The following is a 25,779-nucleotide window of genomic DNA, read 5'->3' on the forward strand; positions in this document are numbered from 1 at the left end:
CCGGCCGCCGCGCTCCCCCGGCGGGCCTTTGCCACGGTGCGCGGCGCGCATGCGGATAATCGCCCGATGTCTACCGCCCCCATCGCCCCCGTCGCCGTCGAGCCGCTGAAGGTGGCCTGCGCCAGCTGCAACCTGCGCGAGCTGTGCCTGCCCGTCGGCCTGAACGCCCATGAGCTGGACCAGCTGGAAGGCCTCGTCGCCAAGCGCCGCGCGGTGCCGCGCGGCGAGCACCTGTTCCGCAACGGCGAGCGCTTCGAGGCGCTGTACGCGGTGCGCACCGGCTTCTTCAAGACCTGCGTGGGCAGCGAGGACGGCCGCGACCAGGTCACCGGCTTCCAGATGGCCGGCGAGCTGCTGGGGCTGGACGGCATCAGCAGCGACCACCACCACTGCGACGCCGTCGCGCTGGAGGACTCGTCGGTCTGCGTCATCCCCTACGGCCAGCTGGAAGACCTGTCGCGCGAGTTCACGTCGCTGCAGCACTCCTTCCACCGCATCATGAGCCGCGAGATCGTGCGCGACCACGGCGTCATGCTGCTGCTCGGCAACATGCGCGCGGAGGAGCGGCTCGCCGCCTTCCTGCTGAACCTGACGCAGCGCCTGCAGGCGCGCGGCTTCTCGGCGTCCAGCCTGGTGCTGCGCATGACGCGCGAGGAGATCGGCAGCTACCTGGGGCTGAAGCTGGAGACGGTGAGCCGCACCTTCAGCAAGTTCCAGGAGGACGGGCTGATGGAGGTCAAGCAGCGCCAGCTGCGCATCCTGGACCAGCCGGGGCTGCAGGCGCTGGTGAACAACAGCCGCTGCTGAGCGGAAGGCCCACGGCCCAGGGCTGCCTCGGCCGGCAAGCGCCGGTCAGCGCGGCCAGTCCGGCGAGCGCCGCTCCGGCGGTGGCTCCTGCGTCGGCAGGTTGACCAGCAGCAGCGCGATGCTGCTGCCCAGCGCGCACACGCCCCAGAAGATCAGGAAGCTGACCGTGTAGACGGCCTGCGGCGACAGCTCCACCGGCGCCGCGCCGAACCAGCGCAGCTCGTGCGGGTCCACCACCGCGAACACCAGTGCCTCGAGCACGCCGGCCGCGAGGAAGGAGGCCCAGCCCACCGCGAACGCGCAGCGCACGAGGCGCGAAGGGCCGGCCTGCTCGCCGTTCACCGCGACGCCCCCGGCACGCCGGTGGCGGCATGGTTGCGGGCGGCCAGCGCGGGCGCCTCGTCCGCCGCCTGCTCGCTGCCGGTGCCCAGCACCAGCGGCGGATCGGGGTGGCGCAGCGTCAGCACCACCGTGACGATGCTGGCCAGGATGACCGACACCGGGCCGGCCACGACGAGCCAGACCATGGGCTCGCGCCAGCCGGAGGAGGAACGGGGGGGCTTGGTGGAGGGGGTGGTGGACATCGCAGGTCTCCCGCCGCGTCAGCGCGGCACGACGAAGGTGGATTTCTCGGCCACGGTGTCGCCACCGTCGCTGCGGATGACCCAGCGCACGGGCTGGGCGCCGGGCTTGAGCTGCTGGGCGGCCTCGGGCGGCAGGCGCAGCGCCACGGTCACCCAGCGCGCCTCGGCGGGCGCCAGCGTCACGGTGGTGGCGCGGCTGAGCCGCAGGCCGGTCAGGCCTTCGGCGGTGACGCTCAGCCGCTGCGGCGCCTCGGTGGCGTTCATCAGCTGCAGCCGGTAGAGGTTCTCGATCCAGCCGTCCTCGACCAGCCGCGCCAGCGTGGCGCGGTCGCGCACCACGTCCACGCGGAAGCCGTGGCGGCTCATCAGGCTCCAGCCCATGCCGGCGGTCAGCGCGAGCAGCAGCGCGCTGTAGACCAGCACGCGCGGCCGGAACACGCGGCGCCAGCGCTGCGCGCGGGTGAACTGGCCGTCCAGGCCGTTCTGCGTGTCATAGCGGATCAGCCCGCGCGGCGTGCCCATCTTGTCCATCACGCCGTCGCACACGTCGATGCAGGCGGCGCAGCTGATGCACTCGTACTGCAGGCCGCGGCGGATGTCGATGCCGGTGGGGCAGACCTGCACGCACAGGCCGCAGTCGATGCAGTCGCCCACCGCGGCGCTGCGCGCCTCGCCCTTCTTGCCGCGCTGCGCGTTCTTGCCGCGCGGCTCGCCGCGCGCGGGGTCGTAGCTGACGATCAGCGTGTCGCGGTCGAACATCGCGCTCTGGAAGCGCGCGTAGGGGCACATGTACTTGCACACCTGCTCGCGCATGAAGCCCGCGTTGCCCCAGGTGGCGAAGCCGTAGAACAGCACCCAGAAGGCCTCCCAGCCGCCCAGCGACGACAGGCTGAGCAGCTCGCGGATAGGCGTGAAGTAGCCGACGAAGCTGATGCCCGTCCACAGCGCCAGCGCGATCCAGACGGCGTGCTTGCCGCCCTTGCGCCAGAGCTTGTTCCAGGACCAGCCGGCCTTCTCCAGCCGCAGCCGCGCGTTGCGGTCGCCCTCGAACCAGCGCTCGATGAGCATGAACAGCTCGGTGTAGACGGTCTGCGGGCAGGCGTAGCCGCACCAGACGCGGCCGGCGATGGCCGTGAACAGGAACAGCCCGTAGGCCGACACCAGCAGCAGCGCGGTGAGGTAGACGAAGTCCTGCGGGTACAGGACCAGGCCGAACACGTAGAAGCGCCGCGAGGCCAGGTCGAACAGCACGGCCGGGCGGTCGCCCCAGCTGAGCCAGGGCAGGCCGTAGAACACGGCCTGCGTCAGCGCCACCAGCGCCCAGCGCCAGCGGGCGAACAGGCCGTCCACCGAGCGGGGATGGATCTTGTCTTCCGACTTGTAGAGCCGGATGACCTGGGCGGCATCGCCCCGGGCGGGATCGCTCATGGCATCACTGCGCCGCGGCGACGTCCTGCGACTGCGACAGCCCCCACACATAGGCCGCCAGCACGCGGATCTGCTCGGGCGTCAGCCGGTCGCCGTGCGCGGGCATCACGTTGTGCTTGCCGTTGGTGATCATGGCCACCACCGCCTCCTCACCCCAGCCGTGCAGCCAGGTGCGGTCACTGAGGTTGGGCGCGCCCAGCGCGGTGTTGCCCTTGCCGCCGACGCCGTGGCAGGCCGCGCAGGCGGCGAACTTGGGCTTGCCCAGCTGCGCGTACAGCGAGTTGTGCGGGCTGCCGGACAGCGACAGCACGTAGTGCGCGAGATTGCGCAGGTCGTCCGCGCCGCCCACCGCCGCGGCCATCGGCGGCATGACGCCCTCGCGGCCCTTGGTGATGGTCTCGGTGATGGTCTCGAAGCTGCCGCCCCACAGCCAGTCGCCGTCGGTCAGGTTGGGGAAGCCCTTGGAACCCTTGGCGTCCGAGCCGTGGCAGGTGGCGCAGTTGTTGGAGAACAGCCGCTCGCCGATCGCATGGGCCTTGGGATCCTTGGCAAGCTGCTCCGGCGCCATCTGCGCGAAGCCGGCGTACACCGGCGCGATCGCCGCGCGGGCCTGCGCGACGTCGGCGGCATGCTCGCCGGTGCTCGTCCAGCCCAGCTTGCCGGCCACGCTGCCCAGGCCCGGGTACAGGGCCAGGTAGGCGCCCGCGAACACGATGGTCAGCACGAACAGGCCCATCCACCACATCGGCAGCGGGTTGTTCAGTTCGCGCAGATCCTCGTCCCAGACGTGGCCGGTGGTGTTGTCGGCCGCCGAGGGCTGGCGGCGGCTGGCGATCGCCAGCAGCAGCAGGCAGGCCAGGAGGCCCAGCACGGTGGCCGCGGCGACGAAGATGGACCAGCCATTGTTGAAGAAGTCGCTCATTGCTCTTCTCCCAGCAGCGGCAGTTCGGCCGCGGCCTCGAAGCGGCCGCGCCAGGCCCACACGACGATGCCGATGAAGACGGCCAGCGACACCAGCGTCACGGCCACGCGAAGTTCATTGATTCCCACGGGGAGCTCCCTTTCCGGCGGTGCCCAGCACTTGCAGGTAGGCCACCAGCGCATCCATCTCGGTCTTGCCGGCCGCGGCCTTGGGCGCGTCCTGGATCTCGGCGTCGCTGTACGGCGCGCCCAGCGTGCGCAGCGCGCTCATGCGGGCCGGCAGCCCGGCCGCGTCCACCGGCGTCGTGGCCAGCCACGGGTAGGCCGGCATGTTGGACTCCGGCACCAGGTCGCGCGGGTTGTTCAGGTGCAGGCGGTGCCAGTCGTCGCTGTACTTGCCGCCGACACGGTGCAGGTCCGGCCCGGTACGCTTGCTGCCCCACTGGAAGGGGCGGTCGTAGACGAACTCGCCGGCCTTGGAATACTCGCCGTAGCGCAGCGTCTCGGCCAGCAGCGGGCGCACCATCTGCGAGTGGCAGTTGTAGCAGCCCTCGCGGACGTAGATGTCGCGCCCGGCGACCTGCAGCGCCGTGTAGGGCTTCAGGCCGGGGGCCGGCTGCGTGGTCGAGCGCTGGAAGAACAGCGGCACGATCTCGACGAAGCCGCCGATAAAGACGGTGACCAGCACCAGCACGATCATCAGCAGGTTGCTGGTCTCGATGCGCTGGTGGCCGGTGTAGCGTTCTTTGGAAGTGCTCATGTCTGGGTCTCCTCAGGCATGCGCCAGGACTTGGGGAATGCGGACCTGCTGCGGCTTGCCCGCCTGGATGGTCTTGACGACGTTCCAGGCCATCACCAGCATGCCGCTCAGGTACATCAGCCCGCCGACCAGGCGGATCACGTAGAACGGCCAGGTCGCCTTGACGCTTTCGACGAAGGTGTTGACCAGCGTGCCGTCGGGGTTGACCGCGCGCCACATCAGGCCCTGCATGACGCCGGCGATCCACATCGCGGCGATGTAGAGCACGATGCCCAGCGTCGCGATCCAGAAATGCAGCTCGATGGCGCGCTTGGAATACATCTCCGTGCGGCCGTACATGCGCGGGATCAGGTGGTAGAGCGAGCCCATGGAGATCAGGCCCACCCAGCCCAGCGCGCCGGAATGCACGTGGCCCACGGTCCAGTCGGTGTAGTGGCTCAGCGCATTGACCGTCTTGATCGACATCATCGGCCCCTCGAACGTGCTCATGCCGTAGAACGACAGCGACACGATGAGGAACTTCAGGATGGGGTCGTCACGCAGCTTGTTCCAGGCACCCGACAGGGTCATGATGCCGTTGATCATGCCGCCCCAGCTCGGCGCCAGCAGCACCAGGCTGAAGATCATGCCCACGCTCTGCGCCCAGTCCGGCAGCGCCGTGTAGTGCAGGTGGTGCGGGCCGGCCCACATGTAGGTGAAGATCAGCGCCCAGAAGTGGACGATGGACAGCCGGTAGCTGTACACCGGCCGCTCGGCCTGCTTGGGGATGTAGTAGTACATCATCCCGAGGAAGCCGGCCGTCAGGAAGAAGCCCACGGCATTGTGGCCGTACCACCACTGCACCATCGCGTCCTGCACGCCGGCATAGGCGGAATAGCTCTTCCACAGGCTGACCGGCAGCACCGCGCCGTTGACCAGGTGCAGCAGCGCCACGGCGAGGATGAACGAGCCGAAGAACCAGTTGGCCACGTAGATGTGGCGGATCTTGCGCCGCCCCACCGTGCCGAAGAAGACGATGGCGTAGGCCACCCAGGCGATGGTGATCAGCACGCCGATCGGCCATTCCAGCTCGGCGTACTCCTTGCCGCGCGTGTAGCCCAGCGGCAGCGTGATGGCCGCCGCGACGATGACCGCCTGCCAGGCCCAGAAATGGAACCAGGCCAGCTTGGGCGCGAACAGCCGCGTCTGGCCGGTGCGCTGCACGACGTGGTAGGAGGTCGCCATCAGCGCGCAGCCGCCGAACGCGAAGATCACCGCGTTGGTGTGCAGCGGCCGCAGGCGCCCGTAGCTCAGCCACGGGATGCCGAAATTCAGCTCCGGCCAGGCCAGCTGCGCGGCGATGAACACGCCCACCGCCATGCCCACCACCCCCCAAATGACGGCGGCCAGCGCGAAAGCTCGCACCGGCCCGTCCTCATACACCGCCCCGGTCGTGGCCGGGGCTCTTTCGTTCGACATCGCGACTCCTTCAGTCTGATTTCACGGATTCTTCTCGGGGGGCGCGCCCGGCGCCTTGATCCTCGTCAAGCAGGATGCGTTCAGCCTCGTCCTCGAAGCCGTCCAGCTGGCCGCTGTGCACCGCCCAGCCGAACACGGCCACGATCACCAGCACCAGCACGACGGAGAACGGGATCAGCAGGTAGAGGATGTCCATCGACGGGTCAGCGGTTCAGGCGCTGCGCGTTCAGCACGACGAACAGCGAGCTCGCCGCCATGCCCACGCCCGCGGCCAGCGGCGGCAGCCAGCCGGCCAGCGCCAGCGGCACGCAGGCCAGGTTGTACAGCGCCGCCCAGGCCAGGTTCTGGCGCAGCACGCGGCGCGTCTTCTGCGCCAGCGCCAGCGCCTGCGGCACGGCCAGCAGCCGGTTGGACACCAGCAGCGCATCCGCCGCGCTGCGCGCCAGCATCGCGCCCTCGCCCATGACGATGCGCACGTCGGCCGCGGCCAGCACCGGCGCGTCGTTGATGCCGTCGCCCACCATCAGCACGCGCTCGCCCGCCGCCTGCCAGGCGCGCACGGCGGCCAGCTTGGCCTGCGGCGCCGCGCCGGCCTGCCACTGCGCGATGCCCAGCGCCCCGGCCATGCGCGCCACGGCGGCCGGCTGGTCGCCCGACAGCAGCCGCACGCGCCGGCCGCTGGCCGCCAGCGCGGCCACGGCCTCGGCCGCGTCGGCGCGCGGCAGCTCGGCCAGGTCCAGCCACAGCACGCGGCCGGCCCCGTCGCCGAACGCCAGCCGCGCCGCCGGGTCCGGCGCGTCGCCGACCCAGGCCGACGCGCCCAGCCGCCAGCGGCGGCCGCCCGCGTCCAGCGCCTCGATGCCGTGGCCCGGCACCTCGTGCACCTCGTGCCAGTCGCCCGCCGGGGCCTCGCCGCCCTCCCCGGCCAGCGCGCGCGCATGCGGGTGGCGCGACAGCGCCGCCAGGCTGCGCGCGGCGGCCAGCAGCGCGTCGGCATCGGCACCCGCGCCGCGCGCCCAGTGGCGGCGCAGCCGCAACCGGTCCTCGCTGAGCGTGCCGGTCTTGTCGAACACCACGGTGTCCACCGCGCACAGCCGCTCCAGCGCGGACAGCTCGGCCAGCAGCAGCCCGCGCCGCGCCAGCGCGCCGCTGGCCGTCAGCCAGGCGGCGGGCGCGGCCAGCGTCAGCGCGCAGGGGCAGGTCACGATCAGCACCGCCACGGCCACCGCCACCGCGCGCGACGGCTCGATCCACCACCAGGCCAGGCCCGCGCCCAGCGCCAGCAGCAGCACCACCGCCGTGAACCAGGTGGCCACGCCGTCCAGCACGCTGCCGGCCGGCGGCCGCTGGCCCTGCGCCTGCTGCATCAGCCGCACGATGCCCTGGGCCGTCGTGTCCTCGCCCACGCGCTGCACGGCCACCACCAGCACGCCGTCGCCGTTGATGCTGCCCGCCACCACCGCGTCGCCCGCCGCCTTGGCCACGGGGGCGGACTCGCCGGTCAGCAGCGCCTCGTTGACCCAGCCGCGGCCGGACAGCACCCGGCCGTCCGCCGCGAAGGCCTCGCCGGCCGCCACGCGCAGCCGGTCGCCCACGCGCAGCGCCTCGGGCGGCACGCGCTCGCTGCCGCCCTCGTCCAACAGCCGCTCGGCCACGGCGGGCAGCGCGCCGGCCACGGCCTCCAGCGCCTCGGCCGCGCGGTGGCGCGCGCCCAGCTCGAACCAGCGCGCCAGCAGCAGCAGCGCGACGAACATGGTCAGCGAGTCGAAATACACCTCGTGGCCGAACAGGCCGCCCGGGTCGAACAGCACGCCGGTGCTGGCGACGAAGGTGACGGCGATGCCCAGCGCCACCGGCACGTCCATGCCCAGCCGCCCGGCGCGCAGCTGCCGCCACGCGCCGCTGAAGAAGGGGCCGGCGGAGAACGCCATCACCGGCAGCGTCATCACCCAGCTGCCCCAGCGCAGCAGCCGGTCCAGGTCCGGCGCCAGCTCGCCGGCCGCGGCCACGTAGGCAGGCGTGGCCAGCATCATGACCTGCATCATCAGGAAGCCGGCGACGAACAGCCGCCACAGCGCCTGGCGCCGCTCCTGGCGGCGCAGCTCGCGCGCGGGCGCGGCCACGTCCGGGCTGGCGCGGTAGCCGGCGGCCTGCAGCGCGGCCAGCACGTCGGCCAGCGCCAGCCGCGACGGCCGCCAGCGCAGCGCCAGCCGGCCCGCCGCCGGGTTCACGCTCGCGGCCGCCACGCCGGGCAGCGCCAGCAGCGCCGCCTCGATGATCCCCGAGCAGGCCGCGCAGTGGATGCCGGCCACCTGCAACTGGGACACGGCGATGCCGTCCGGGCCGTCCGGCCAGGTCGTGAAGGGGGCGAGGAGCCGCGCGTCGGCGTCGGCCGCGCGCAGACCGGGGGGCGGAACGCTCACGCTGCGCATCTTCGCAGCCTCGCCCGGCCGCGCCCATGACCTGCATCAAGGCGCCGGCGATTGCCATGCCTCAGAGCCACACCGCGTCCAGCGCCGCCAGCGCCGCGGCGATGACCGGCTCGGCCCGGCGCTCGGCGCGGCAGACGAAGCTCAGCTCGCAGTCCAGCGCGACGCGGTCGGCCATCACCAGCCCGCGCGAGTGCGCCTCGTGCAGCGCGATGGACTCGCGCACCAGCGACAGCCCGACGCCGCTGCGCACCAGGTCGAGCATGGACGACTCCTGGTCGACCAGCGCCACCCGCTGCGGCTCGAGGCCGGACGCCGAGCCCGGCCCGAACACGCGGCGCTGCAGCCGGTGGTGGACGCTGGACGGCGGCGTGCCCAGCCAGGGCAGCGCGGCCAGCGCCTTCCAGTCCTTGCCGCGCACCTGCGGCCCCCAGCCGGCCGGCGCCAGCACGCGGTAGCTGAAGCGCGTGAGCGTGCGGCGCGCCCAGGGCGCGCCGACCGGCTCGTCGGGCAGGTCGAGAAAGAAGCCGGCGTCGAGCTGGCCGCCGGCGATCAGCGCCAGCACCTCGCCGCTCATGTCCTGGCGCAGCTGGGTGTCGATCTGCGGGCTGGACTCGACGAGCTGGCGCAGGAAGGCGCCCAGCCGGGTGAACTCCGGGTCGAGGATGGTGCCGATGCGCAAACGGCCGCGCACCGTGGTCAGCAGCGCCGCGGCGGCGCTGGCGAACTCGCCCAGCCCGGCCAGCGCCTTGTCGGCCAGCGGCAGCAGCGCGGCGCCGTCGGGCGTCAGCGCCATGCCCTGCGGCGTGCGGCGCAGCAGCTTCAGGCCCGTGGCCTCGGCCAGCGCCTTGAGCTGCAGGCTGACCGCCGGCTGGCTCAGGTGCAGGCGCTCGGCCGCGCGCGAGACGTTGCCCTCGCGCGCGACGGTGGTGAAGGCCCGCAGCGCCTGCGGGTCGACGGGCAACTGGGACAGCCTGGACATGGGCTGATTATTTGCCGCTCTTATACGGCGGCGCCGAAATTCTCATTGGATTTGCAGCGCCGTCCTGGGAAAACTGCGGGCTTCACCGGAGAACCTCATGAGCATCACGAATATCGACCACTTCATCGGCGGCCGCCTCGTCACGGGCAGCTCGCCCCGCACGCAGGACGTGACCAACCCCGCGACGGGGCGGGTGACGGGCCGCGTGGCGCTCGCCGGCCGGGCCGACGTGGACCTGGCCGTGGCCGCCGCGCAGGCCGCTTTCCCGGCATGGGCCGACACGCCGCCCATCCGCCGCGCGCGCGTGCTGTTCAAGTTCCTGGAGTTGCTCAACCAGCACCGCGATGCGCTGGCCCACGCGATCACCGCCGAGCACGGCAAGGTGTTCACCGACGCGCAGGGCGAGGTGACGCGGGGCATCGAGATCGTCGAGTTCGCCTGCGGCATCCCGCAGCTGCTGAAGAGCGACTTCACGGACCAGGTGTCCACCCACATCGACAACTGGACGCTGCGCCAGCCGCTCGGCGTGGTGGCCGGCATCACGCCGTTCAACTTCCCGGTGATGGTGCCGGCGTGGATGTTCCCGCTGGCCATCGCGGCGGGCAACACCTTCGTGCTCAAGCCCAGCCCCATCGACCCGTCGCCCGCGCTGCTGCTCGCCGACCTGCTGCGCCAGGCCGGCCTGCCGGACGGCGTGTTCAACGTCGTGCAGGGCGACAAGGAGGCCGTGGACGCGCTGATCGAGCACCCGGACGTGAAGGCCGTCAGCTTCGTCGGCTCCACGCCGATCGCCAACGCGATCTACGAGGCCGGCGCGCGCCAGGGCAAGCGCGTGCAGGCGCTGGGCGGCGCCAAGAACCACCTGGTGGTGATGCCGGACGCGGACATCGGCCAGGCCGTGGACGCGCTGATCGGCGCCGCCTACGGCTCGGCCGGCGAGCGCTGCATGGCGATCTCGGTGGCGGTGCTGGTGGGCGACGCGGCCGACCGGGTCGTGCCCCGGCTCGTCGAGCGCACGCGGGCGCTGAAGGTGCTCGACGGCGAGGACCTGGCCGCCGAGATGGGGCCGATCGTGTCGCGCGCCGCGCACGAGCGCATCAGCCGCTACATCGCGCTGGGCGAGCAGGAAGGCGCGCGGCTGCTGGTGGACGGCCGCCGGTTCGACGGCGCCCAGGCCGGCGCGGCCACCGGCGCCGACACCTCGGGCGGCTTCTGGCTCGGCGGCACGCTGTTCGACCACGTCACGCCGGCGATGCGCATCTACCGGGAGGAAATCTTCGGGCCGGTGCTGGCCGTCGTGCGCGTCAGGGACTTCGCCGAGGCGGTCGCGCTCGTCAACGCGCACGAGTTCGGCAACGGCGTGAGCCTGTACACGCGCGACGGCCACGCGGCGCGCGAGTTCGGGCGCCGCGTGCAGGTGGGCATGGTGGGCATCAACGTGCCGATCCCGGTGCCGATGGCCTGGCACGGCTTCGGCGGCTGGAAGAAGAGCCTGTTCGGCGACATGCACGCCTACGGCGCGGAGGGCGTGCGCTTCTACACCAAGCAGAAGTCCATCATGCAGCGCTGGCCCCAGGGCATCGCCCAGGGCGCCGAGTTCACGATGCCGACCGCGCAATGACGGCCATGAGCGCGGACACGGGCGTCGACTACATCGTCGTCGGCGCCGGCACGGCGGGCTGCCTGATGGCGAACCGGCTGTCGGCCGACCCGCGCCACCGGGTGCTGCTCATCGAGGCCGGCGGCCGGGACAGCTACCACTGGATCCACATCCCGGTGGGCTACCTCTACTGCATCGGCAACCCGCGCACCGACTGGTGCTTCCAGACCGAGCCCGACGCCGGCCTGAACGGCCGCCGGCTGCGCTACCCGCGCGGCAAGGTGCTGGGCGGCTGCTCCAGCATCAACGGCATGATCTACATGCGCGGCCAGGCGCGCGACTACGAGCACTGGGCCGACCTGACCGGCGACGACGCCTGGCGCTGGGCGCAGGTGCTGCCCGACTTCATGCGCCACGAGGACCACTGCCTGGGCGACGCGCGGCAGGCCGCCGCGCGCGACGCCGACTTCGGCCGCTTCCACGGCCACGGCGGCGAATGGCGCGTGGAGAAGCAGCGCCTGCGCTGGGACATCCTCGACGCCTTCGCCGCGGCCGCCCAGCAGGCCGGCCTCCCCGCGACGGCCGACTTCAACCGCGGCGACAACGAGGGCGTCGGCTATTTCGAGGTCAACCAGAAGTCCGGCTGGCGCTGGAACACCGCCAAGGCCTTCCTGCGCCCGGCCTGCACGGCCCGGCCCAACTTCCGGCTCTGGCGCCGCGCGCAGGCCACGCGCCTGCTGACGCAACGCGGCCCGGACGGCGGGCTGCGCTGCACCGGCGTCGAGGTCTGGGACGGCCGGCAGCGCGTGGTGGCCCATGCCGCCCGGGAGGTCGTGCTGTGCGCCGGCGCCATCGGCTCGCCGCACTTGATGCAGCTCTCGGGCCTCGGGCCCGGCGCGCTGCTGCAGGCGCACGGCATCGACGTCGTCGCCGACCTGCCGGGCGTCGGCGCCAACCTGCAGGACCACCTGCAGATCCGCGCCGTCTTCAAGGTGCAGGGCGTGCGCACGCTGAACGTGCTGGCGTCCTCGCTCGCCGGCAAGGCGCGCATCGGGCTGGAGTACCTGCTCACGCGCAGCGGGCCGATGAGCATGTCGCCCTCGCAGCTCGGCGCCTTCGCCCGCAGCGACCCGGGCCAGCCGCACGCCAACCTGCAGTACCACGTGCAGCCGCTCAGCCTGGACGCCTTCGGCGACCCGCTCCACAGCTTCCCGGCCTTCACCGCCAGCGTCTGCAACCTCAACCCGACCAGCCGCGGCAGCGTCACGCTGTGCAGCCCCGACCCGCACGACGCGCCCGCCATCGCGCCCCGCTACCTGAGCACGCCGCAGGACCGCCAGGTCGCCGCCGACAGCCTGCGCCTGACGCGCCGCATCGCCGCCCAGCCGGCGCTGGCCCGCTACCGGCCCGAGGAGTTCAAGCCCGGCGCGCAGTACCAGAGCGACGAGGAGCTCGCGCGCCTGGCCGGCGACATCGCCAGCACCATCTTCCACCCGGTCGGCACGACGCGGATGGGGCGCGCGGACGACCCCCTGGCCGTGGTGGACAGCCGCCTGCGGGTGCGCGGCGTCGCCGGCCTGCGCGTCGCGGACGCGGGCGTGATGCCCACCATCACCAGCGGCAACACCAACAGCCCGACGCTGATGATCGCGGAGAAGGCGGCGGGCTGGATCCTGGCCGGCGACCGGGCCGCAGGCGCTTGAGCGCCCGCCATTGATTAGCCGGATGAATAGCAGCATCCACATATAGACCTCTACACGAAATATCGGCACCTCCCCAGAATCCGTTCCAACGCTCACACCCCCGCAACCCGCAAGGAGATCGAACGATGGAACTGGTGACATTCAAGAACCGCAGCTGGGACGTGGCCGCCGCGCTGCGCCTGCCCGAAGGCTTCGACCCCGCCAAGAAGTACCCCGCCATCGTCTGCGCCCACCCGATCAGCAGCTGCAAGGAGCAGACCTCGGGCGCCATCTACGGCGAGGCGCTGACGAAGGCCGGCTTCATCACGCTGGCCTTCGACGCCTCCACCCAGGGCGCCAGCGGCGGCGAACCGCGCTTCCTGGAAGACCCGGCCACCCGCGTCGAGGACTTCCGCTGCGCGGTGGACTACCTGGTCACGCTGCCCTACGTCGATGAGGACAAGATCGGCGTGCTGGGCGTCTGCGGCGGCGGCGGCTATGCCGTCAGCGCCGCGATGACCGACCGCCGCTTCAAGGCCGTGGGCACCGTCGTGGGCGCCAACTACGGCCGCCTGATGCGCGAGGGCGACATGACGCCCGACGCCGCGATCAAGACGCTGGACGCCATCGCCCGCCAGCGCACCGCCGAGGCGCGCGGCGCCGAGCCGCTGATCGTCGGCTACATCCCCGGCTCCGAGGCCGAGCGCGCGAAGGCCGGCCTCGACGACATCGACGTCGTCGAAGCCGTGCAGTACTACACCACGCCGCGCGGCCAGCAGCCGGGCTCGCCGAACAAGCTGCGCCTGACCAGCACCGGCGCCGCCGTGGGCTGGGACGCCTTCCACCTCGTCGAAGTGCTGCTGACCCAGCCGCTGCACATCGTCATCGGCGGCGTGCCGGGCGGCTTCGGCTCCTACCGCGACGGCCTGGAGCTGTATGGCCGCGCCCGTTCCAGCCAGAAGAGCCTGCAGATCGTGCCGGGCAAGAGCCATTACGCGCTGTACGACGAGCCCGAGGCCACCGGCCAGGCGCTCGCCCAGCTGGTGCCGTTCTACAAGCAGCACCTGGGCGCGTAAGGCGTGGCGAGGCGCCGCCGTTTCTCACCCGCCCGCCTCGCCGGCGGGCTGGTGCTCATCGCCCTCATGGCCTGGGGGGTTCTTGCGATGTTCAGTCCCGTGATCGCCGACTACCCGGCATCGCCGCAATGGCGCGACGGGCGCTTCCACAACCCGCGGCCGCCCGGCCCGGGCGACATGCCCGAGTCCACGCTGCGCGTGTGGTGGGACGTGTTCGTCAACAAGCCCGGCGGCACCGTGCCCGGCGCGCCGCTGCCGGTGCAGCGCCTGACCCGCGCGGAGCTGGACGCCGCGCCCGACCGCAGCCTCTACCGCCTGGGCCATTCCACGCTGCTGATGAAGCTGCGCGGCCACTGGTGGCTGACCGACCCGGTGTTCGCCGAGCGCGCCTCGCCCGTCCAGTTCCTGGGCCCGAAGCGCTTCCACGCGCCGCCCATCGCGCTGGACGAGCTGCCGCCGCTGCGTGCCGTGATCCTCTCGCACGACCACTACGACCACCTGGACCCGGCCGCGCTGCGCGCGCTGGACGGCAAGGCGCAGGCCTTCCTGGTGCCGTTGGGCGTGGGCGACCGGCTGGCCGGCTGGGGCATAGACCGCGCCAAGATCCGGCAGTTCGACTGGTGGCAGTGCGTGGAGGTCGAGGGACTGAAGCTCACGGCCACGCCCGCGCAGCATTTTTCCGGCCGCACGCTGTCGGATGCGAACCGCACGCTGTGGGTGTCGTGGGTGATCCAGGACGACGCCTACCGGCTGTTCTTCAGCGGCGACAGCGGCTATTTCGGCGGCTTCGCCGAGATCGGCCGGCGCCTCGGCCCCTTCGACCTGACCCTGATCGAGGCCGGCGCCTACGACGCGCGGTGGCGCTACGTGCACCTGCTGCCCGCGCAGGTCGTGCAGGCCCACCAGGATCTGCGCGGCCGCTGGCTGCTGCCGATCCACAACGGCACTTTCGACCTGGCCCTGCACGTCTGGCAGGACCCGTTCGAGCAGGTGCTGCGCCTTGCCGACGAGCAGGGCGTGCCGGTCGCCACGCCGGTGTTCGGCGAGCGCGTGGACCTGGACGCGCCGCAGCCAGGCCGCCGCTGGTGGCGCACGCCCCGGCCGCAGTGATCGCCGGCGGCCCGCGCAGCAGGCGGCCGTTTCGCCACCTGCCGATGGACGGCGCGCCGTTCTTCAATCCAAGAAAGCAAACATGTATCCCACCAAGAAGGTCTGGCTGATCACCGGCGCCTCGTCCGGCTTCGGCCGCTCCCTGGCCGAGGCGGTCATCGCCAACGGCGACATCGCCGTCATCACCGCGCGCCGGCTGGACCGGCTGCAGGCCATCGCGCACGGCCACGAAGACCGCGTGCTGCCGCTGGCCGTGGACGTGACCGACGCCGCCGCGCGCGAGCAGGCCGTGGCCGGCGCCTGCGAGGAGTTCAGCCTCGATCAGCTGCGCGAGCAGATGGAGCTGAATTTCTTCGCCGCCGCCGAGATGAGCCGCGCCGTGCTGCCGCAGATGCGCAAGCAGGGCGCGGGCCGCATCCTCACGGTGAGCAGCATCGCCGGCCTGGTGGCCATGAACGCCGCCGGCCCCTACTGCGCGGCCAAGTTCGCCCTCGAGGGCTGGACCGAGGCGCTGGCCATCGAGGCCCGGCCGCTGGGCATCCACGTCACGCTGGTCGAGCCGGGCGCCTTGCGCACCGAGTTCGCGGGCGACGTGAACATGCGCCCGGTGCAGCGCATCGAGGCCTACCGCCCCATGGTCGAGCCCTTCGAGACCTACCTGGCCACTTCGGCCGGCCAGCAGATGGGCGACCCGGCCAAGGCCGCGCAGCGCATGCTGGAGGTGGTGGCCAGCGACGCGCCGCCGGTGCGGCTGATGCTGGGCCGCGATGCATATTCGATCTGGGACGCCACCATCGCCCAGCGCATCGACGACCTGAACCGCTGGCGCGCGCGCGGCGAGGACACGGCCTTCGATGGCGCCGACGTCGTCGAGATCCGGTTGTGACCGGCATCCAACCGCCAGCCTCCATGCAGAATCCCCAAACCCCGCTGAACTCCGGCTTCGGCTTCCGCAGCACCGCCGCCGACGTGGTGGCCGGCATCGACCTGGCCGGCAAGCTGGCCATCGTCACCGGCGGCCACTCCGGCCTGGGCCTGGAAACCACCCGGGCGCTGGCCGGCGCCGGCGCGCACGTGCTGGTGCTGGCGCGCAGCCCCGGGGCGGCGCGCCAGGCGCTCGAAGGCATGCCCCAGGTCGAGGTCGATCGGCTCGACCTGGCCGACCCGGCCAGCGTGCGCGCCTGCGCCGAACGCTTCGTCGCCAGCGGCCGCCGGGCCGACATCGTCATCTGCAACGCCGCCGTGATGGCCAACCCCGAAACCCGCGTGGGCCCGGGCTGGGAGTCGCAGTTCGGCACCAACCACCTGGGCCACTACGCGCTGGTCAACCGGCTGTGGCCGGCCATCGCCCGCGGCGCGCGCGTCGTGTCGCTGTCGTCCATGGGCCATCACTACTGCCCCATGCGCTGGGACGACGTGCAGTTCGACACCGGCTACGACAAGTGGCTGGCCTACGGCCAGTCCAAGACGGCGATCGCGCTGTTCGCCAAGCAGCTCGACACGCTGGGGCAGGCCCAGGGCGTGCGTTCGTTCTCGGTGCATCCGGGCAAGATCTACACGCCGCTGCAACGCCACATGGACCTGGGCGAGATGAGGTCGCTGGGCTGGCTCAACGACCAGGGCGACGTGATCGACCCGACCTTCAAGACGGCGCCGCAGGGCGCGGCCACCACGGTGTGGGCCGCCACCTCGGCGCTGCTCGACGGCCACGGCGGGCTGTACTGCGAAGACTGCGACGTGGCCGTGCACGATGACAGCCCCCAGCCCATCGAGTCCGGCGTGCGCAGCTACGCCATCGCCCCCGCACAGGCCGAGCGCCTGTGGACGCTGTCGGCCCAGCTGACCGGCGTCGATGCTTTTGCCTGAAAGGAACACCCCCCATGCAATTCGATCTGAACGGCAAGACCGCCGTCGTCACCGGCGCCACCCAGGGCATCGGCCACGCCATCGCCGCCTCGCTGCTGCGGGAGGGCGCCAATGTCGTCGTCAACGGCCGTGGCGAGCCCAAGGTGGCCGCGGCCGTCGCCAGGCTCCAGGCCCAGCACCCCGGCGCCCAGGTGCGCGGCGTGGCCGCCGACGTGGGCAGCGCCGAGGGCTGCGCGCGCCTCGTCGGGCAGGTGCCGCACTGCGACATCCTGGTGAACAACGCCGCCCTGTTCGAGACGGCGGACTTCTTCGACCTGAGCGACGAGGCCTGGGACCGCTACTGGGCCGTCAACATCATGTCCTGCGTGCGCCTGTCGCGCGCCTACCTGCCCGGCATGCGCGAACGCGACTGGGGCCGCGTGGTCATGATCGGCTCGGAGTGCGGCATCAGCACCCCGCCCGACATGCTGCACTACGCCACCACCAAGACCGCCCTGCTGGGCCTGTCGCGCGGCCTGGCCAAGACCATGGCCGGCACGGGCGTCACCGTCAACGCGGTGCTGCCCGGCCCGACGCTGAGCGAGGGCGTGGAGGACATGCTCAAGGCCGAGACCGAACGCACCGGCAAGCCCATCGCCGACATCGGCACCGAGGTGCTGAAGACGCTCCGCCCCTCGTCGATCACCCGGCGCTTCCAGACCGCCCAGGAAGTGGCCAACCTGGTGCTCTACACCTGCTCGCCGCTGTCCTCGGGCACCACCGGCGCGGCCCTGCGCGCCGACGGCGGCGTGGCCGACACGCCCCTCTGACCCTTCCCCCTCACCTTTCAAGGACATCCACATGAGCAAGATCTGGTTCATCACCGGCGCCTCGTCCGGCTTCGGCAAGGCGCTGGCCGAGGCCGTCCTGGCCCGCGGCGACAGCGCCGTGCTGACCGCACGCCGCCTGGCGCCGCTGCAGGCCCTCGCCGCGCCCCATGGCGAACGCGCGCTGGCGCTGCAGCTGGACGTGACCGACGCCGCCTCGCGCGCCGCGGCGCTGCAGGCCGCCACGGACCGGTTCGGCCGCATCGACGTGCTGGCCAACATCGCCGGCGCGGGCGCCTACGGCGCGCTGGAGGCGTTCAGCCCGGCGCAGATCCGCGCCAACATGGAGCTGAACTTCTTCGCCGCCGCCGAGCTGTCGCGCGAGGTGCTGCCGCAGATGCGCGCGCGCAAGGCCGGCCACATCCTGAACCTGACCAGCATCGCCGGCCTCGTCGCCTTCCCCGGCAACGGCCTGTACTGCGCGTCCAAGTTCGCGCTGGAGGGCTTCACCGAGGCGCTACACCACGAGGTCAAGCCCTTCGGCGTGCGCGTCACGCTGGTCGAGCCGGGCGCCTTCCGCACCGGCTTCGCGGGCGCGGCCGCGATGAAGGCCGAGGGCCGCATCGCCGACTACGCGCCGCTGGACGCCGGCCTGGACGAGTACTTCACCACCCAGGACGGCCAGCAGATGGGCGATGCGGCCAAGGGCATGCAGGTCGTCATCGACATGGTGGACGGCGACACCGCCCCGGTGCGCCTGATGCTGGGCGAAGATGCCTACCAGCTCTGGGAAGGCGCCGTGGCCTCCCGCCACCGCGACCTCGCAACCTGGCGCGCGCGCGGCGAGGACACGGCCATCCCGGGCGCGTTGAAGAATACGGCCCAGGCGCTCTGATCGCCGCCTCGCCATCGCCTTCCCCCGATCGCCCTTTTTCCTAGCCGAGTCGGTTGCCCGCACTTGCCGGTCGAGCGCAGGCAGCCACCATTCCTTGACGGAGCCCAGACCCATGAAAACCGCCAGCTACGCCGCCCAGTCGGCCACCTCCCCCATGGCCCCCCACACCATCGAGCGCCGCGAGCTGCGGCCCGACGACGTGGGCATCGAGATCCTCTACTGCGGCGTCTGCCACTCCGACCTGCACATGGCCCGCAACGACTGGGGCCGCGCGATGTACCCGGTGGTGCCGGGCCACGAGATCGTCGGCCGCGTCACCGCCATCGGCCCCGACGTCAAGAAGTTCAAGCTGGGCGACCACGTGGCCGTGGGCTGCTTCGTCGACAGCTGCCAGCACTGCGACCAGTGCCACCACGGCAACGAGCACATGTGCCGCGAGATCCTCACCGAGACCTACAACGGCCGCGACCGCGTCACCGGCGAGACCACCTACGGCGGCTACGCCAAGCACATCGTGGTGAAGGACGACTTCGTGCTGCGCATGCCCGACGGGCTGGACCTGGCGCGCGCCGCGCCGCTGCTGTGCGCGGGCATCACCACCTACTCGCCGCTGCGCACCTGGAACGTCGGCCCCGGCAGCCGCGTCGGCGTGGTCGGCCTGGGCGGCCTGGGCCACATGGCCGTCAAGCTGGCCGTGGGCATGGGCGCGCACGTCACGGTGCTGAGCCGCTCCAAGGCCAAGGAGGCCGACGCGCTGGCGCTGGGCGCCGACCGGCTGCTGGACACCTCGGACGCCAAGGCGCTGAAGGCGGCCGCCAACGGCTTCGACGTGATCATCGACACCGTGCCCGTCAAGCACGACATCAACCCCTACATCCCGCTGCTGGACATCGACGCCACGCTGGTGCTGGTCGGCCAGCTCGGCAACATGGACGAGCTCTTCACCGTGCCCGCCATCATGGGCCGCCGCCGCATCGCGGGCTCGATGATCGGCGGCATCCCCGAGACGCAGGAGATGCTGGATTTCTGCGCGCGCCGCAACATCCTGCCCGACTGCGAAATGATCCGCATGGACCAGATCAACGAGGCCTTCGAGCGCATGGAGCGCTCCGACGTGCGCTACCGCTTCGTGATCGACATGGCCAGCCTGTAATCCGGCATCGCCCACAAAAAAAAAGGCCGGTCACCCGACCGGCCTTTTCCGTTTCGCGGCGCCGCGCGCTCAGGCGAAGTTGGCTTCGGCGAACTGCCAGTTCACGAGGTTGGAGAGGAAGGTCTCGACGAACTTCGGGCGCAGGTTGCGGTAGTCGATGTAGTAGGCGTGCTCCCACACGTCCACGGTCAGCAGGGCCTTGTCGGCGGTGGTCAGCGGCGTGCCGGCGGCGCCGGTGTTGACGATGTCCACGCTGCCGTCGGGTTTCTTGACCAGCCAGGTCCAGCCGGAGCCGAAGTTGCCCACGGCGCTCTTCACGAAGGCTTCCTTGAACGCGGCGTAGCTGCCCCACTTGGCGTTGATCGCCGCGGCCAGCGCGCCGCTGGGCTCGCCGCCGCCCTGCGGCTTCATGCAGTGCCAGAAGAAGGTGTGGTTCCAGATCTGCGCGGCGTTGTTGTAGATGCCGCCGGAGCTCTTCTTGACGATCTCCTCGAGCGTCATGTGCTCGAACTCGGTGCCCTTCTGCAGGTTGTTCAGGTTCACGACATAGGCGTTGTGGTGCTTGCCGTGGTGGTACTCCAGGGTTTCCTTGCTGTAGTGCGGGGCCAGCGCGTCGATGGCATAGGGCAGCGGGGGCAGGGTGTGTTCCATGGTGGAGTCCTCGGTGTATGGGGTGGGAAAAGACGCGGCGGATTGTAGGGAGGGGGCATCACCCCTGTCGCGGTGGCAGTACCTGCAGCGGCGCGCTGCCGTCGGCCAGCACCGCGCGCAGCTCGCGTCCCGGCGTCAGCGCCTGCACCGAGGTGATGGCGCCGCCCTGCCCGTCGTCCAGCCAGGCATAGCCGCGCGCCAGCACATGCTGCGGATCCAGCGCCAGCAGGCGGGCCTGCAGCGCGTCCAGCCGGGCCGCATGGCGGCGCGTGAACTCGGCGGCGGCGCGGCGGCGGCGCTCGGCGACATGGGCCAGCCGCTGGCGCTGCAGCTCGATGCGGCGCACCGGCGCGGCGGCGGCGCGCTGCGCCAGCAGGTCCAGCGCGCGGCGCTGGCGGGCCAGCGCGTCGCTGGGCCGCGCCAGGCGCAGCGCGAGGCGGTCCAGCCGCTGCGCGAGGGACTGCAGGCGCTGCTCCGTGCGCAGCGCCAACGCGCGCTCCAGGCCGGCGAGCCGCTGCAGCAGCTCGGCGCGCGCCGGCGCGGCGAGTTCGGCGGCCGCCGTGGGCGTGGGCGCGCGCAGGTCGGCGGCCAGGTCGCACAGCGTCACGTCCGTCTCGTGGCCGACGCCGCAGACCACCGGCAGCGCCGACGCCGCCACCGCGCGCACGACGCGCTCGTCGTTGAAGGCCCACAAGTCCTCCAGCGAGCCGCCGCCGCGCACCAGCAGCAACAGGTCCACCTCGGCACGCCGGTTGGCCAGGCGCAGCGCGTTGACCAGCGCGGCCGGCGCCTCCGCGCCCTGCACCGGGCTGGGGTAGATGACGACCTCGACCTGCGGCGCGCGCCGCGCCAGCGCGGTCAGCACGTCATGCAGCGCCGCGCCGGCCGCGGAGGTGACGACGCCGATGCGCCGCGGCAGCGCCGGCAGCGCCCGCTTGGCAGCGGCGTCGAACAGGCCCTCGGCCGCCAGCCGCGCGCGCAGCTTCAGGAACTGCTCGTACAGCGTGCCGGCGCCGGCCCGGCGCATGGCCTCGACGACGAACTGCAGCTCGCCGCGCGGCTCGTAGACGGCCACGCGGCCGCGCAGCTCGACCAGCGCACCGTCGGCCGGCGTGAAGTCCAGCATCGCCGCGGCACGGCGGAACATCGCGCAGCGCAGGCTGGCGGCCTGGCCGTCGGCGTCCTTGACGCTGAAGTAGCAGTGCCCGCTGGCCGCGCGCGTGAAGCCGGCGATCTCGCCGCCGACCACGACGACCGAGAACTGCGCCGCCAGCCGCTGCGCGATCGCCTCGACCAGCCCCGCCACGCCCCAGACGCGGCGGCCCGGCGCGGGTTCGCGGTCCTCGGTCACCGGCAGCCCCTGCGGCCTGCGGCCCGCGCGGCGCCCGGCCGCAGGCCGCAGCCGGGGCCGGGAAGTCCACAAGCGCGCGCCGGCCCGGCCGACACGCGGCGGCGACCCGGGGCGCCCGTCACGGCGCCGTCATGTGTCCATAAGGCCTTGTTTTTCAATTCGAATTCCGCTGCCCAATTTGGAGGCAAAGTGTCCAAGACCTTGATCTGACGGCCCCTGCCGCCCTTGCGCCCCCGCTTGCCCACAACGTTATCCACAGCGGCGGTGGATGGCGGCGAGGCGGCCGCGCGAGGGCGCGGCACGGGCGGGGCGGTGTGGACCTGGGTCCATAATCCCGCGCACTTCCCGGCCGTCCAGCGGCCGTTTTCTTCGACGATTCTTCGACGGGAACGCCCTTGTTTTCGATCATACAAGCCGCCGGCTGGCCGATCTGGCCGCTGCTCCTGTGCTCCGTGGTGGCGCTGGCCCTGGTCATCGAACGCTTCAGCAGCCTGCGCGCCAGCCGCGTGATGCCGCCGCGCCTGCTGGACGAGGTGCTCGCCGTCAGCACCCCGCAGTTGCCCGCGCCGGAGATGGTCGACCGGCTGGCCGAGAGCTCGCTGCTGGGCGAGGTGCTGGCCGCCGGCCTGCGCGCCGTCACCGCCGAGCCGCAGATGCCCGAGGCGCAGCTGCGCCAGGTATTCGAGTTCGCCGGGCGCCGCGCGGTGCAGCAGCTGGAGCGCTACATGAACACGCTCGGCACCATCGCCACGGCCGCGCCGCTGCTGGGCCTGATGGGCACGGTGGTGGGCATGATCGAGATCTTCGGCAGCCAGGCGCCCGGCGGCGGCAACCCGGCGCAGCTCGCGCACGGCATCTCCATCGCGCTCTACAACACCGCCTTCGGCCTGATGATCGCCATCCCGGCGCTGATGTTCTACCGCTACTTCCGCGGCCGCATCGAGGAATACGTGCTGGAACTCGAGGCCGCCGCCGACTGCCTGCTGGGCCAGCTGCGCCGCTACACGGCCTGAGCGACGGACGAGCTGACACCATGCGCTTCCGCTCCCCGCACCGCGAACCGCCGGAGATCAACCTGATCCCCTTCATCGACGTGCTGCTGGTGATCCTGATCTTCCTGATGCTGTCCACCACCTATTCCAAGTTCACCGAGCTGCAGATCACCCTGCCCGCGGCCGATGCGGAACAGCTCAAGGACCGGCCCCGGGAGGTCATCGTCGGCATCGCCGCGGACGGCCGCTTCGTCGTCGGCCGCCAGCCGGTGGAGGGCCGCTCGGTGGACATCCTGGTCGGCGCGCTGCGCCAGGCCTCGGGCGGCAACGCCGACACGGCGCTGATCATCTCGGCCGACGCCGCCACGCCGCACCAGGCCGTCATCAACGTGATGGACGCCGCCCGGCGCGTGGGCCTGACCCGTGTCACCTTCGCCGCGCAGACCGACGCTCGCTGACCGCCTGCAGCGGGAGTGGCTGACGGGCGGCCCGCTTTCCACCGCGCTGCTGCCGCTGAGCGGGCTCTACCGCGCGCTGCTGGCGCTGCGCGCGCTGGCCTGGCGCCTCGGCCTGAAGCGCGCCGGGGCGCTGCCCGTGCCGGTCATCGTCGTCGGCAACTGGATCGTCGGCGGCGCCGGCAAGACGCCCACCACCCTCGCGCTGCTGGCGCGGCTGCGCGAGCGCGGCCTGCGCGCCGGCGTGGTCTCGCGCGGCTACGGGCGTGAAGGCGACGGCGTGCGCCTGGTCGGCCCCGCCAGCACCGCCCGCGAAGTGGGCGACGAGCCGCTGCTGATCCACCTGCGCGGCCGCGTGCCGGTGGCCGTCGGCCGCGACCGCGTGGCCGCCGCCCGCGCGCTGCTGGCCGCCGAACCCGGCCTGCAGTTGCTGGTCAGCGACGACGGCCTGCAGCACTGGCGGCTGCCGCGCGCGCTGAGCCTGCTGGTGTTCGACGAGCGCGGCCTCGGCAACGGCCGGCTGCTGCCCGCCGGCCCGCTGCGCCAGCCGCCCGGGCGGCCGGCGGCCGACCAGCTCGTCGTCTACAACGCGCCGCAGCCCAGCACGGCGCTGCCCGGCTTCGTCGCGCAGCGCCGCCTGGCCGGCGCCGCGACGCTGGCCGACTGGTGGGCCGGCCGGCCCGCCGACATGGCGACGCTGCTGGCGCTGCGCGGCCGGCCCGGCCTGCTGGCCGTGGCCGGCATCGCCCGGCCGCAGCGCTTCTTCGACATGCTGGCCGGCCTGGGCCTGCGCCTGGACACGCTGCCGCTGCCCGACCATGCCGACTTCGCGACGCTGCCCTGGCCGCCCGGCGCGGCCGGCATCGTGCTGACCGAGAAGGACGCCGTGAAGCTGCCGCCCGGGCGCGTCGGCGCCCTGCCCGTGTGGGTCGTGGCGCTAGACTTCGCGCCCGGCGCCGGCTTCGATGCCGCGCTGGACGCCCACCTGCAACGACTCTGCCCGCCCGATGGATCCACGCCTGATCGAAATGCTCGTCTGCCCGCTGTGCAAGGGGCCGCTGACGCTGCTGCGCGACGGTGAGCTGCCCGCGCTGGGCTGCCGCGCCGACCGCCTGGCCTTTCCCATCCGCGACGGCATCCCGCTGATGCTGGACACCGAGGCCCGGCCCTGGGAGCCGGACGCCGCGCCGCCCGCGCCCGTGCTCGCCCCGGCGCCGTGAGCTTCACCATCGTCATTCCGGCGCGGCTGGCGTCCACGCGGCTGCCCAACAAGCCGCTGGCCGACATCGGCGGCCTGCCGATGGTCGTGCGCGTCGCGCGCCGGGCGGCCCAGTCCGCGGCGGCGCAGGTCGTCGTCGCCACCGACGCGCCCGAGGTTGCCGCCGCCTGCGCCGCGCACGGCGTGCGCGCGCTGATGACGCGCGCCGACCACCCGTCCGGCAGCGACCGCCTGGCCGAGGCCGTCGAACTGCTGGGGCTGGCGGACGACGCCGCCGTCGTCAACGTGCAGGGCGACGAGCCGCTGATCGCGCCCGCGATGATCGACGCCTGCGCCGCGACGCTGGCCGCCCAGCCCGGCTGCGTGATGGCCACCGTCGCCCATGCGCTGACCGACCCTTGCGAATTCACGAATCCCAACGTCGTCAAGCTCGTCTGCGACCGGGCCGGCCGGGCGCTCTATTTCTCGCGCGCGCCCATCGCCTGGTGGCGCGACGGCGGCGGCGCGCCCCGGCAGGCGCTGCGCCACGTGGGCCTGTACGCCTACCGCGCCGGCTTCCTGCGCCGCTTTCCGACGCTGGCGGTGAGCCCGCTGGAGCAGATCGAGTCGCTGGAGCAGCTGCGCGTGCTGTGGCACGGCGAGCGCATCGCGGTGCACGTCAGCGACGAGCAGCCCGGGCCGGGCGTGGACACCCCGGAGGACTTGGCGCGCGTCCGGGGGCTGATCCAGGGGTGATGAGCGCGCTTGCGCGCGTCAGGCCGCAGAAAGGCCGCATGCGATACTCGGCCGCTGACCCCGAGGCGGACTTTTTTCACGGTCCCTTCACCAGACGAACAGGACGAGGAGACCCATGCGATTGATCCTTCTGGGCGCCCCTGGCGCCGGCAAAGGCACCCAGGCTGCCTTCATCTGCAAGCAATTCGGCATCCCGCAGATCTCCACCGGCGACATGCTGCGTGCCGCCGTGAAGGCCGGCACGCCGCTGGGCCTGCAGGCCGACGCGGTGATGAAGTCGGGCGCGCTGGTCAGCGACGACCTGATCATCTCGCTGGTCAAGGAGCGCATCGCCCAGCCGGACTGCGCCGCCGGCTTCCTGTTCGACGGCTTCCCCCGCACCATCCCGCAGGCCGAGGCGATGAAGGCCGCCGGCGTGAAGCTGGACTACGTGCTGGAGATCGACGTGCCGTTCGACGCCATCATCGAGCGCATGAGCGGCCGCCGCTCGCACCCGGCCTCGGGCCGCATCTACCACGTCAAGTTCAACCCGCCCAAGGTCGAGGGGCTGGACGACGAGACCGGCGAGCCGCTGGTGCAGCGCGACGACGACAAGGAAGAGACCGTCAAGAAGCGCCTGGACGTCTATTCCGCGCAGACGCGCCCGCTGGTCGACTACTACTCGCAATGGGCCGCCACCGGCGACGCCCAGGCGCCCCGCTACCGCCGCATCGAGGGCGTGGGCTCGGTCGACGACATCACCCGCAAGGCGCTGGCCGCGCTGGCCTGATCCGCCGCCCCCCCCCGACGACAGCCGCGAGCGCGCACCGCCTCGCGGCT

The 25,779-nt window shown here is 72.3% G+C and carries 28 protein-coding genes; 16 read left to right on the forward strand and 12 right to left on the reverse strand.

Features of this window, described 5'->3' with window-relative positions; genetic code table 11:
* Window positions 1-66: 66 nt before the first annotated feature.
* Window positions 67-807, forward strand: coding sequence for a fumarate/nitrate reduction transcriptional regulator Fnr (gene fnr / locus QM788_RS17815; RefSeq protein ID WP_415662785.1), 741 nt, complete (start codon window positions 67-69; stop codon window positions 805-807).
* A gap of 45 nt (window positions 808-852) precedes the next feature.
* On the opposite strand, the gene QM788_RS17820 is transcribed toward fnr, so the two are convergent.
* From QM788_RS17820 to QM788_RS17865, 10 genes are all read right to left on the reverse strand, one after another.
* On the reverse strand, window positions 853-1,149 hold the full coding sequence (locus QM788_RS17820; RefSeq protein WP_415662786.1) for a hypothetical protein: 297 nt from the start codon (window positions 1,147-1,149) through the stop codon (window positions 853-855).
* Complete coding sequence (locus tag QM788_RS17825; protein WP_415662787.1) at window positions 1,146-1,391, reverse strand: hypothetical protein; 246 nt, start codon at window positions 1,389-1,391, stop codon at window positions 1,146-1,148. The genes QM788_RS17820 and QM788_RS17825 overlap by 4 nt, the downstream gene beginning before the upstream one ends.
* An 18-nt stretch (window positions 1,392-1,409) precedes the next feature.
* Complete coding sequence (gene ccoG / locus QM788_RS17830; RefSeq protein ID WP_415662788.1) at window positions 1,410-2,819, reverse strand: cytochrome c oxidase accessory protein CcoG; 1,410 nt, start codon at window positions 2,817-2,819, stop codon at window positions 1,410-1,412.
* 4 nt (window positions 2,820-2,823) lie between these two features.
* Window positions 2,824-3,741 carry a cytochrome-c oxidase, cbb3-type subunit III gene (gene ccoP, locus QM788_RS17835; RefSeq protein WP_415662789.1) on the reverse strand — a complete coding sequence of 306 codons (918 nt, stop codon included), beginning with the start codon at window positions 3,739-3,741 and terminating at the stop codon, window positions 2,824-2,826.
* Window positions 3,738-3,869, reverse strand: a complete 132-nt coding sequence (locus QM788_RS17840) for a cbb3-type cytochrome oxidase subunit 3 (protein ID WP_415662790.1) — start codon at window positions 3,867-3,869, stop codon at window positions 3,738-3,740. The genes ccoP and QM788_RS17840 overlap by 4 nt, the downstream gene beginning before the upstream one ends.
* On the reverse strand, window positions 3,856-4,500 hold the full coding sequence (ccoO, locus tag QM788_RS17845; protein WP_415662791.1) for a cytochrome-c oxidase, cbb3-type subunit II: 645 nt from the start codon (window positions 4,498-4,500) through the stop codon (window positions 3,856-3,858). The genes QM788_RS17840 and ccoO overlap by 14 nt, the downstream gene beginning before the upstream one ends.
* 12 nt (window positions 4,501-4,512) lie before the next feature.
* The gene (ccoN, locus tag QM788_RS17850) at window positions 4,513-5,958 is read right to left on the reverse strand and encodes a cytochrome-c oxidase, cbb3-type subunit I (RefSeq protein WP_415662792.1); all 1,446 of its coding nucleotides are present in this window, start codon (window positions 5,956-5,958) and stop codon (window positions 4,513-4,515) included.
* A gap of 10 nt (window positions 5,959-5,968) precedes the next feature.
* Entirely contained in the window at window positions 5,969-6,154 is a 186-nt protein-coding gene (gene ccoS / locus QM788_RS17855) for a cbb3-type cytochrome oxidase assembly protein CcoS (protein WP_415662793.1), read from the reverse strand.
* 7 nt (window positions 6,155-6,161) lie between these two features.
* The gene (locus QM788_RS17860; RefSeq protein WP_415662794.1) at window positions 6,162-8,390 is read right to left on the reverse strand and encodes a heavy metal translocating P-type ATPase; all 2,229 of its coding nucleotides are present in this window, start codon (window positions 8,388-8,390) and stop codon (window positions 6,162-6,164) included.
* Window positions 8,391-8,451: 61 nt separating this feature from the next.
* The gene (locus QM788_RS17865) at window positions 8,452-9,369 is read right to left on the reverse strand and encodes a LysR family transcriptional regulator (protein ID WP_415662795.1); all 918 of its coding nucleotides are present in this window, start codon (window positions 9,367-9,369) and stop codon (window positions 8,452-8,454) included.
* 97 nt (window positions 9,370-9,466) lie between these two features.
* Between QM788_RS17865 and QM788_RS17870 the strand changes: the two genes are divergently transcribed.
* The 9 genes from QM788_RS17870 (at window position 9,467) to QM788_RS17910 (ending at window position 19,557) form a co-directional block, all read left to right on the forward strand.
* Complete coding sequence (locus QM788_RS17870; RefSeq protein WP_415662796.1) at window positions 9,467-10,990, forward strand: CoA-acylating methylmalonate-semialdehyde dehydrogenase; 1,524 nt, start codon at window positions 9,467-9,469, stop codon at window positions 10,988-10,990.
* A 5-nt stretch (window positions 10,991-10,995) separates the two neighbouring features.
* A complete protein-coding gene (locus QM788_RS17875; RefSeq protein ID WP_415662797.1) occupies window positions 10,996-12,672 on the forward strand; it encodes a GMC family oxidoreductase in 1,677 nt (558 codons plus the stop codon).
* A gap of 125 nt (window positions 12,673-12,797) precedes the next feature.
* Window positions 12,798-13,727: an alpha/beta hydrolase gene (locus QM788_RS17880; protein ID WP_415662798.1), complete on the forward strand. Its 930-nt coding sequence runs from the start codon at window positions 12,798-12,800 to the stop codon at window positions 13,725-13,727.
* A gap of 66 nt (window positions 13,728-13,793) precedes the next feature.
* Complete coding sequence (locus QM788_RS17885) at window positions 13,794-14,837, forward strand: MBL fold metallo-hydrolase (RefSeq protein ID WP_415663006.1); 1,044 nt, start codon at window positions 13,794-13,796, stop codon at window positions 14,835-14,837.
* Window positions 14,838-14,919: 82 nt separating this feature from the next.
* Window positions 14,920-15,723, forward strand: coding sequence for an SDR family NAD(P)-dependent oxidoreductase (locus QM788_RS17890; RefSeq protein WP_415662799.1), 804 nt, complete (start codon window positions 14,920-14,922; stop codon window positions 15,721-15,723).
* Between the two features lie 23 nt (window positions 15,724-15,746).
* Complete coding sequence (locus QM788_RS17895; RefSeq protein WP_415662800.1) at window positions 15,747-16,703, forward strand: SDR family NAD(P)-dependent oxidoreductase; 957 nt, start codon at window positions 15,747-15,749, stop codon at window positions 16,701-16,703.
* 14 nt (window positions 16,704-16,717) lie between these two features.
* On the forward strand, window positions 16,718-17,512 hold the full coding sequence (locus QM788_RS17900; RefSeq protein ID WP_415662801.1) for an SDR family NAD(P)-dependent oxidoreductase: 795 nt from the start codon (window positions 16,718-16,720) through the stop codon (window positions 17,510-17,512).
* Window positions 17,513-17,543: 31 nt separating this feature from the next.
* The gene (locus QM788_RS17905; RefSeq protein WP_415662802.1) at window positions 17,544-18,404 is read left to right on the forward strand and encodes an SDR family NAD(P)-dependent oxidoreductase; all 861 of its coding nucleotides are present in this window, start codon (window positions 17,544-17,546) and stop codon (window positions 18,402-18,404) included.
* A 112-nt stretch (window positions 18,405-18,516) separates the two neighbouring features.
* A complete protein-coding gene (locus QM788_RS17910; RefSeq protein ID WP_415662803.1) occupies window positions 18,517-19,557 on the forward strand; it encodes an NAD(P)-dependent alcohol dehydrogenase in 1,041 nt (346 codons plus the stop codon).
* Between the two features lie 69 nt (window positions 19,558-19,626).
* Here the strand turns inward: QM788_RS17910 and QM788_RS17915 are convergent, their stop codons facing one another.
* Window positions 19,627-20,208 (reverse strand): superoxide dismutase, encoded by a 582-nt coding sequence (locus tag QM788_RS17915; protein ID WP_415662804.1) that lies wholly within the window; start codon window positions 20,206-20,208, stop codon window positions 19,627-19,629.
* 58 nt (window positions 20,209-20,266) lie between these two features.
* Window positions 20,267-21,559: an exodeoxyribonuclease VII large subunit gene (xseA, locus tag QM788_RS17920; protein ID WP_415662805.1), complete on the reverse strand. Its 1,293-nt coding sequence runs from the start codon at window positions 21,557-21,559 to the stop codon at window positions 20,267-20,269.
* 395 nt (window positions 21,560-21,954) lie between these two features.
* Here xseA and QM788_RS17925 point away from each other — a divergent pair, with 395 nt between their 5' ends.
* From QM788_RS17925 to adk, 6 genes are all read left to right on the forward strand, one after another.
* Window positions 21,955-22,572: a MotA/TolQ/ExbB proton channel family protein gene (locus tag QM788_RS17925; protein ID WP_415662806.1), complete on the forward strand. Its 618-nt coding sequence runs from the start codon at window positions 21,955-21,957 to the stop codon at window positions 22,570-22,572.
* Window positions 22,573-22,592: 20 nt separating this feature from the next.
* On the forward strand, window positions 22,593-23,009 hold the full coding sequence (locus QM788_RS17930) for an ExbD/TolR family protein (RefSeq protein ID WP_415662807.1): 417 nt from the start codon (window positions 22,593-22,595) through the stop codon (window positions 23,007-23,009).
* Window positions 22,975-24,087: a tetraacyldisaccharide 4'-kinase gene (lpxK, locus tag QM788_RS17935; RefSeq protein ID WP_415662808.1), complete on the forward strand. Its 1,113-nt coding sequence runs from the start codon at window positions 22,975-22,977 to the stop codon at window positions 24,085-24,087. The genes QM788_RS17930 and lpxK overlap by 35 nt, the downstream gene beginning before the upstream one ends.
* The gene (locus QM788_RS17940; RefSeq protein ID WP_415662809.1) at window positions 24,014-24,226 is read left to right on the forward strand and encodes a Trm112 family protein; all 213 of its coding nucleotides are present in this window, start codon (window positions 24,014-24,016) and stop codon (window positions 24,224-24,226) included. Before lpxK ends, QM788_RS17940 begins: the two co-directional genes overlap by 74 nt.
* On the forward strand, window positions 24,223-24,960 hold the full coding sequence (gene kdsB / locus QM788_RS17945; RefSeq protein WP_415662810.1) for a 3-deoxy-manno-octulosonate cytidylyltransferase: 738 nt from the start codon (window positions 24,223-24,225) through the stop codon (window positions 24,958-24,960). The genes QM788_RS17940 and kdsB overlap by 4 nt, the downstream gene beginning before the upstream one ends.
* Window positions 24,961-25,075: 115 nt before the next feature.
* The gene (gene adk / locus QM788_RS17950; RefSeq protein ID WP_415662811.1) at window positions 25,076-25,729 is read left to right on the forward strand and encodes an adenylate kinase; all 654 of its coding nucleotides are present in this window, start codon (window positions 25,076-25,078) and stop codon (window positions 25,727-25,729) included.
* Window positions 25,730-25,779: the final 50 nt, after the last annotated feature.

This window comes from Roseateles sp. (assembly GCF_047654785.1).
Taxonomy (GTDB): domain Bacteria; phylum Pseudomonadota; class Gammaproteobacteria; order Burkholderiales; family Burkholderiaceae_C; genus Pelomonas.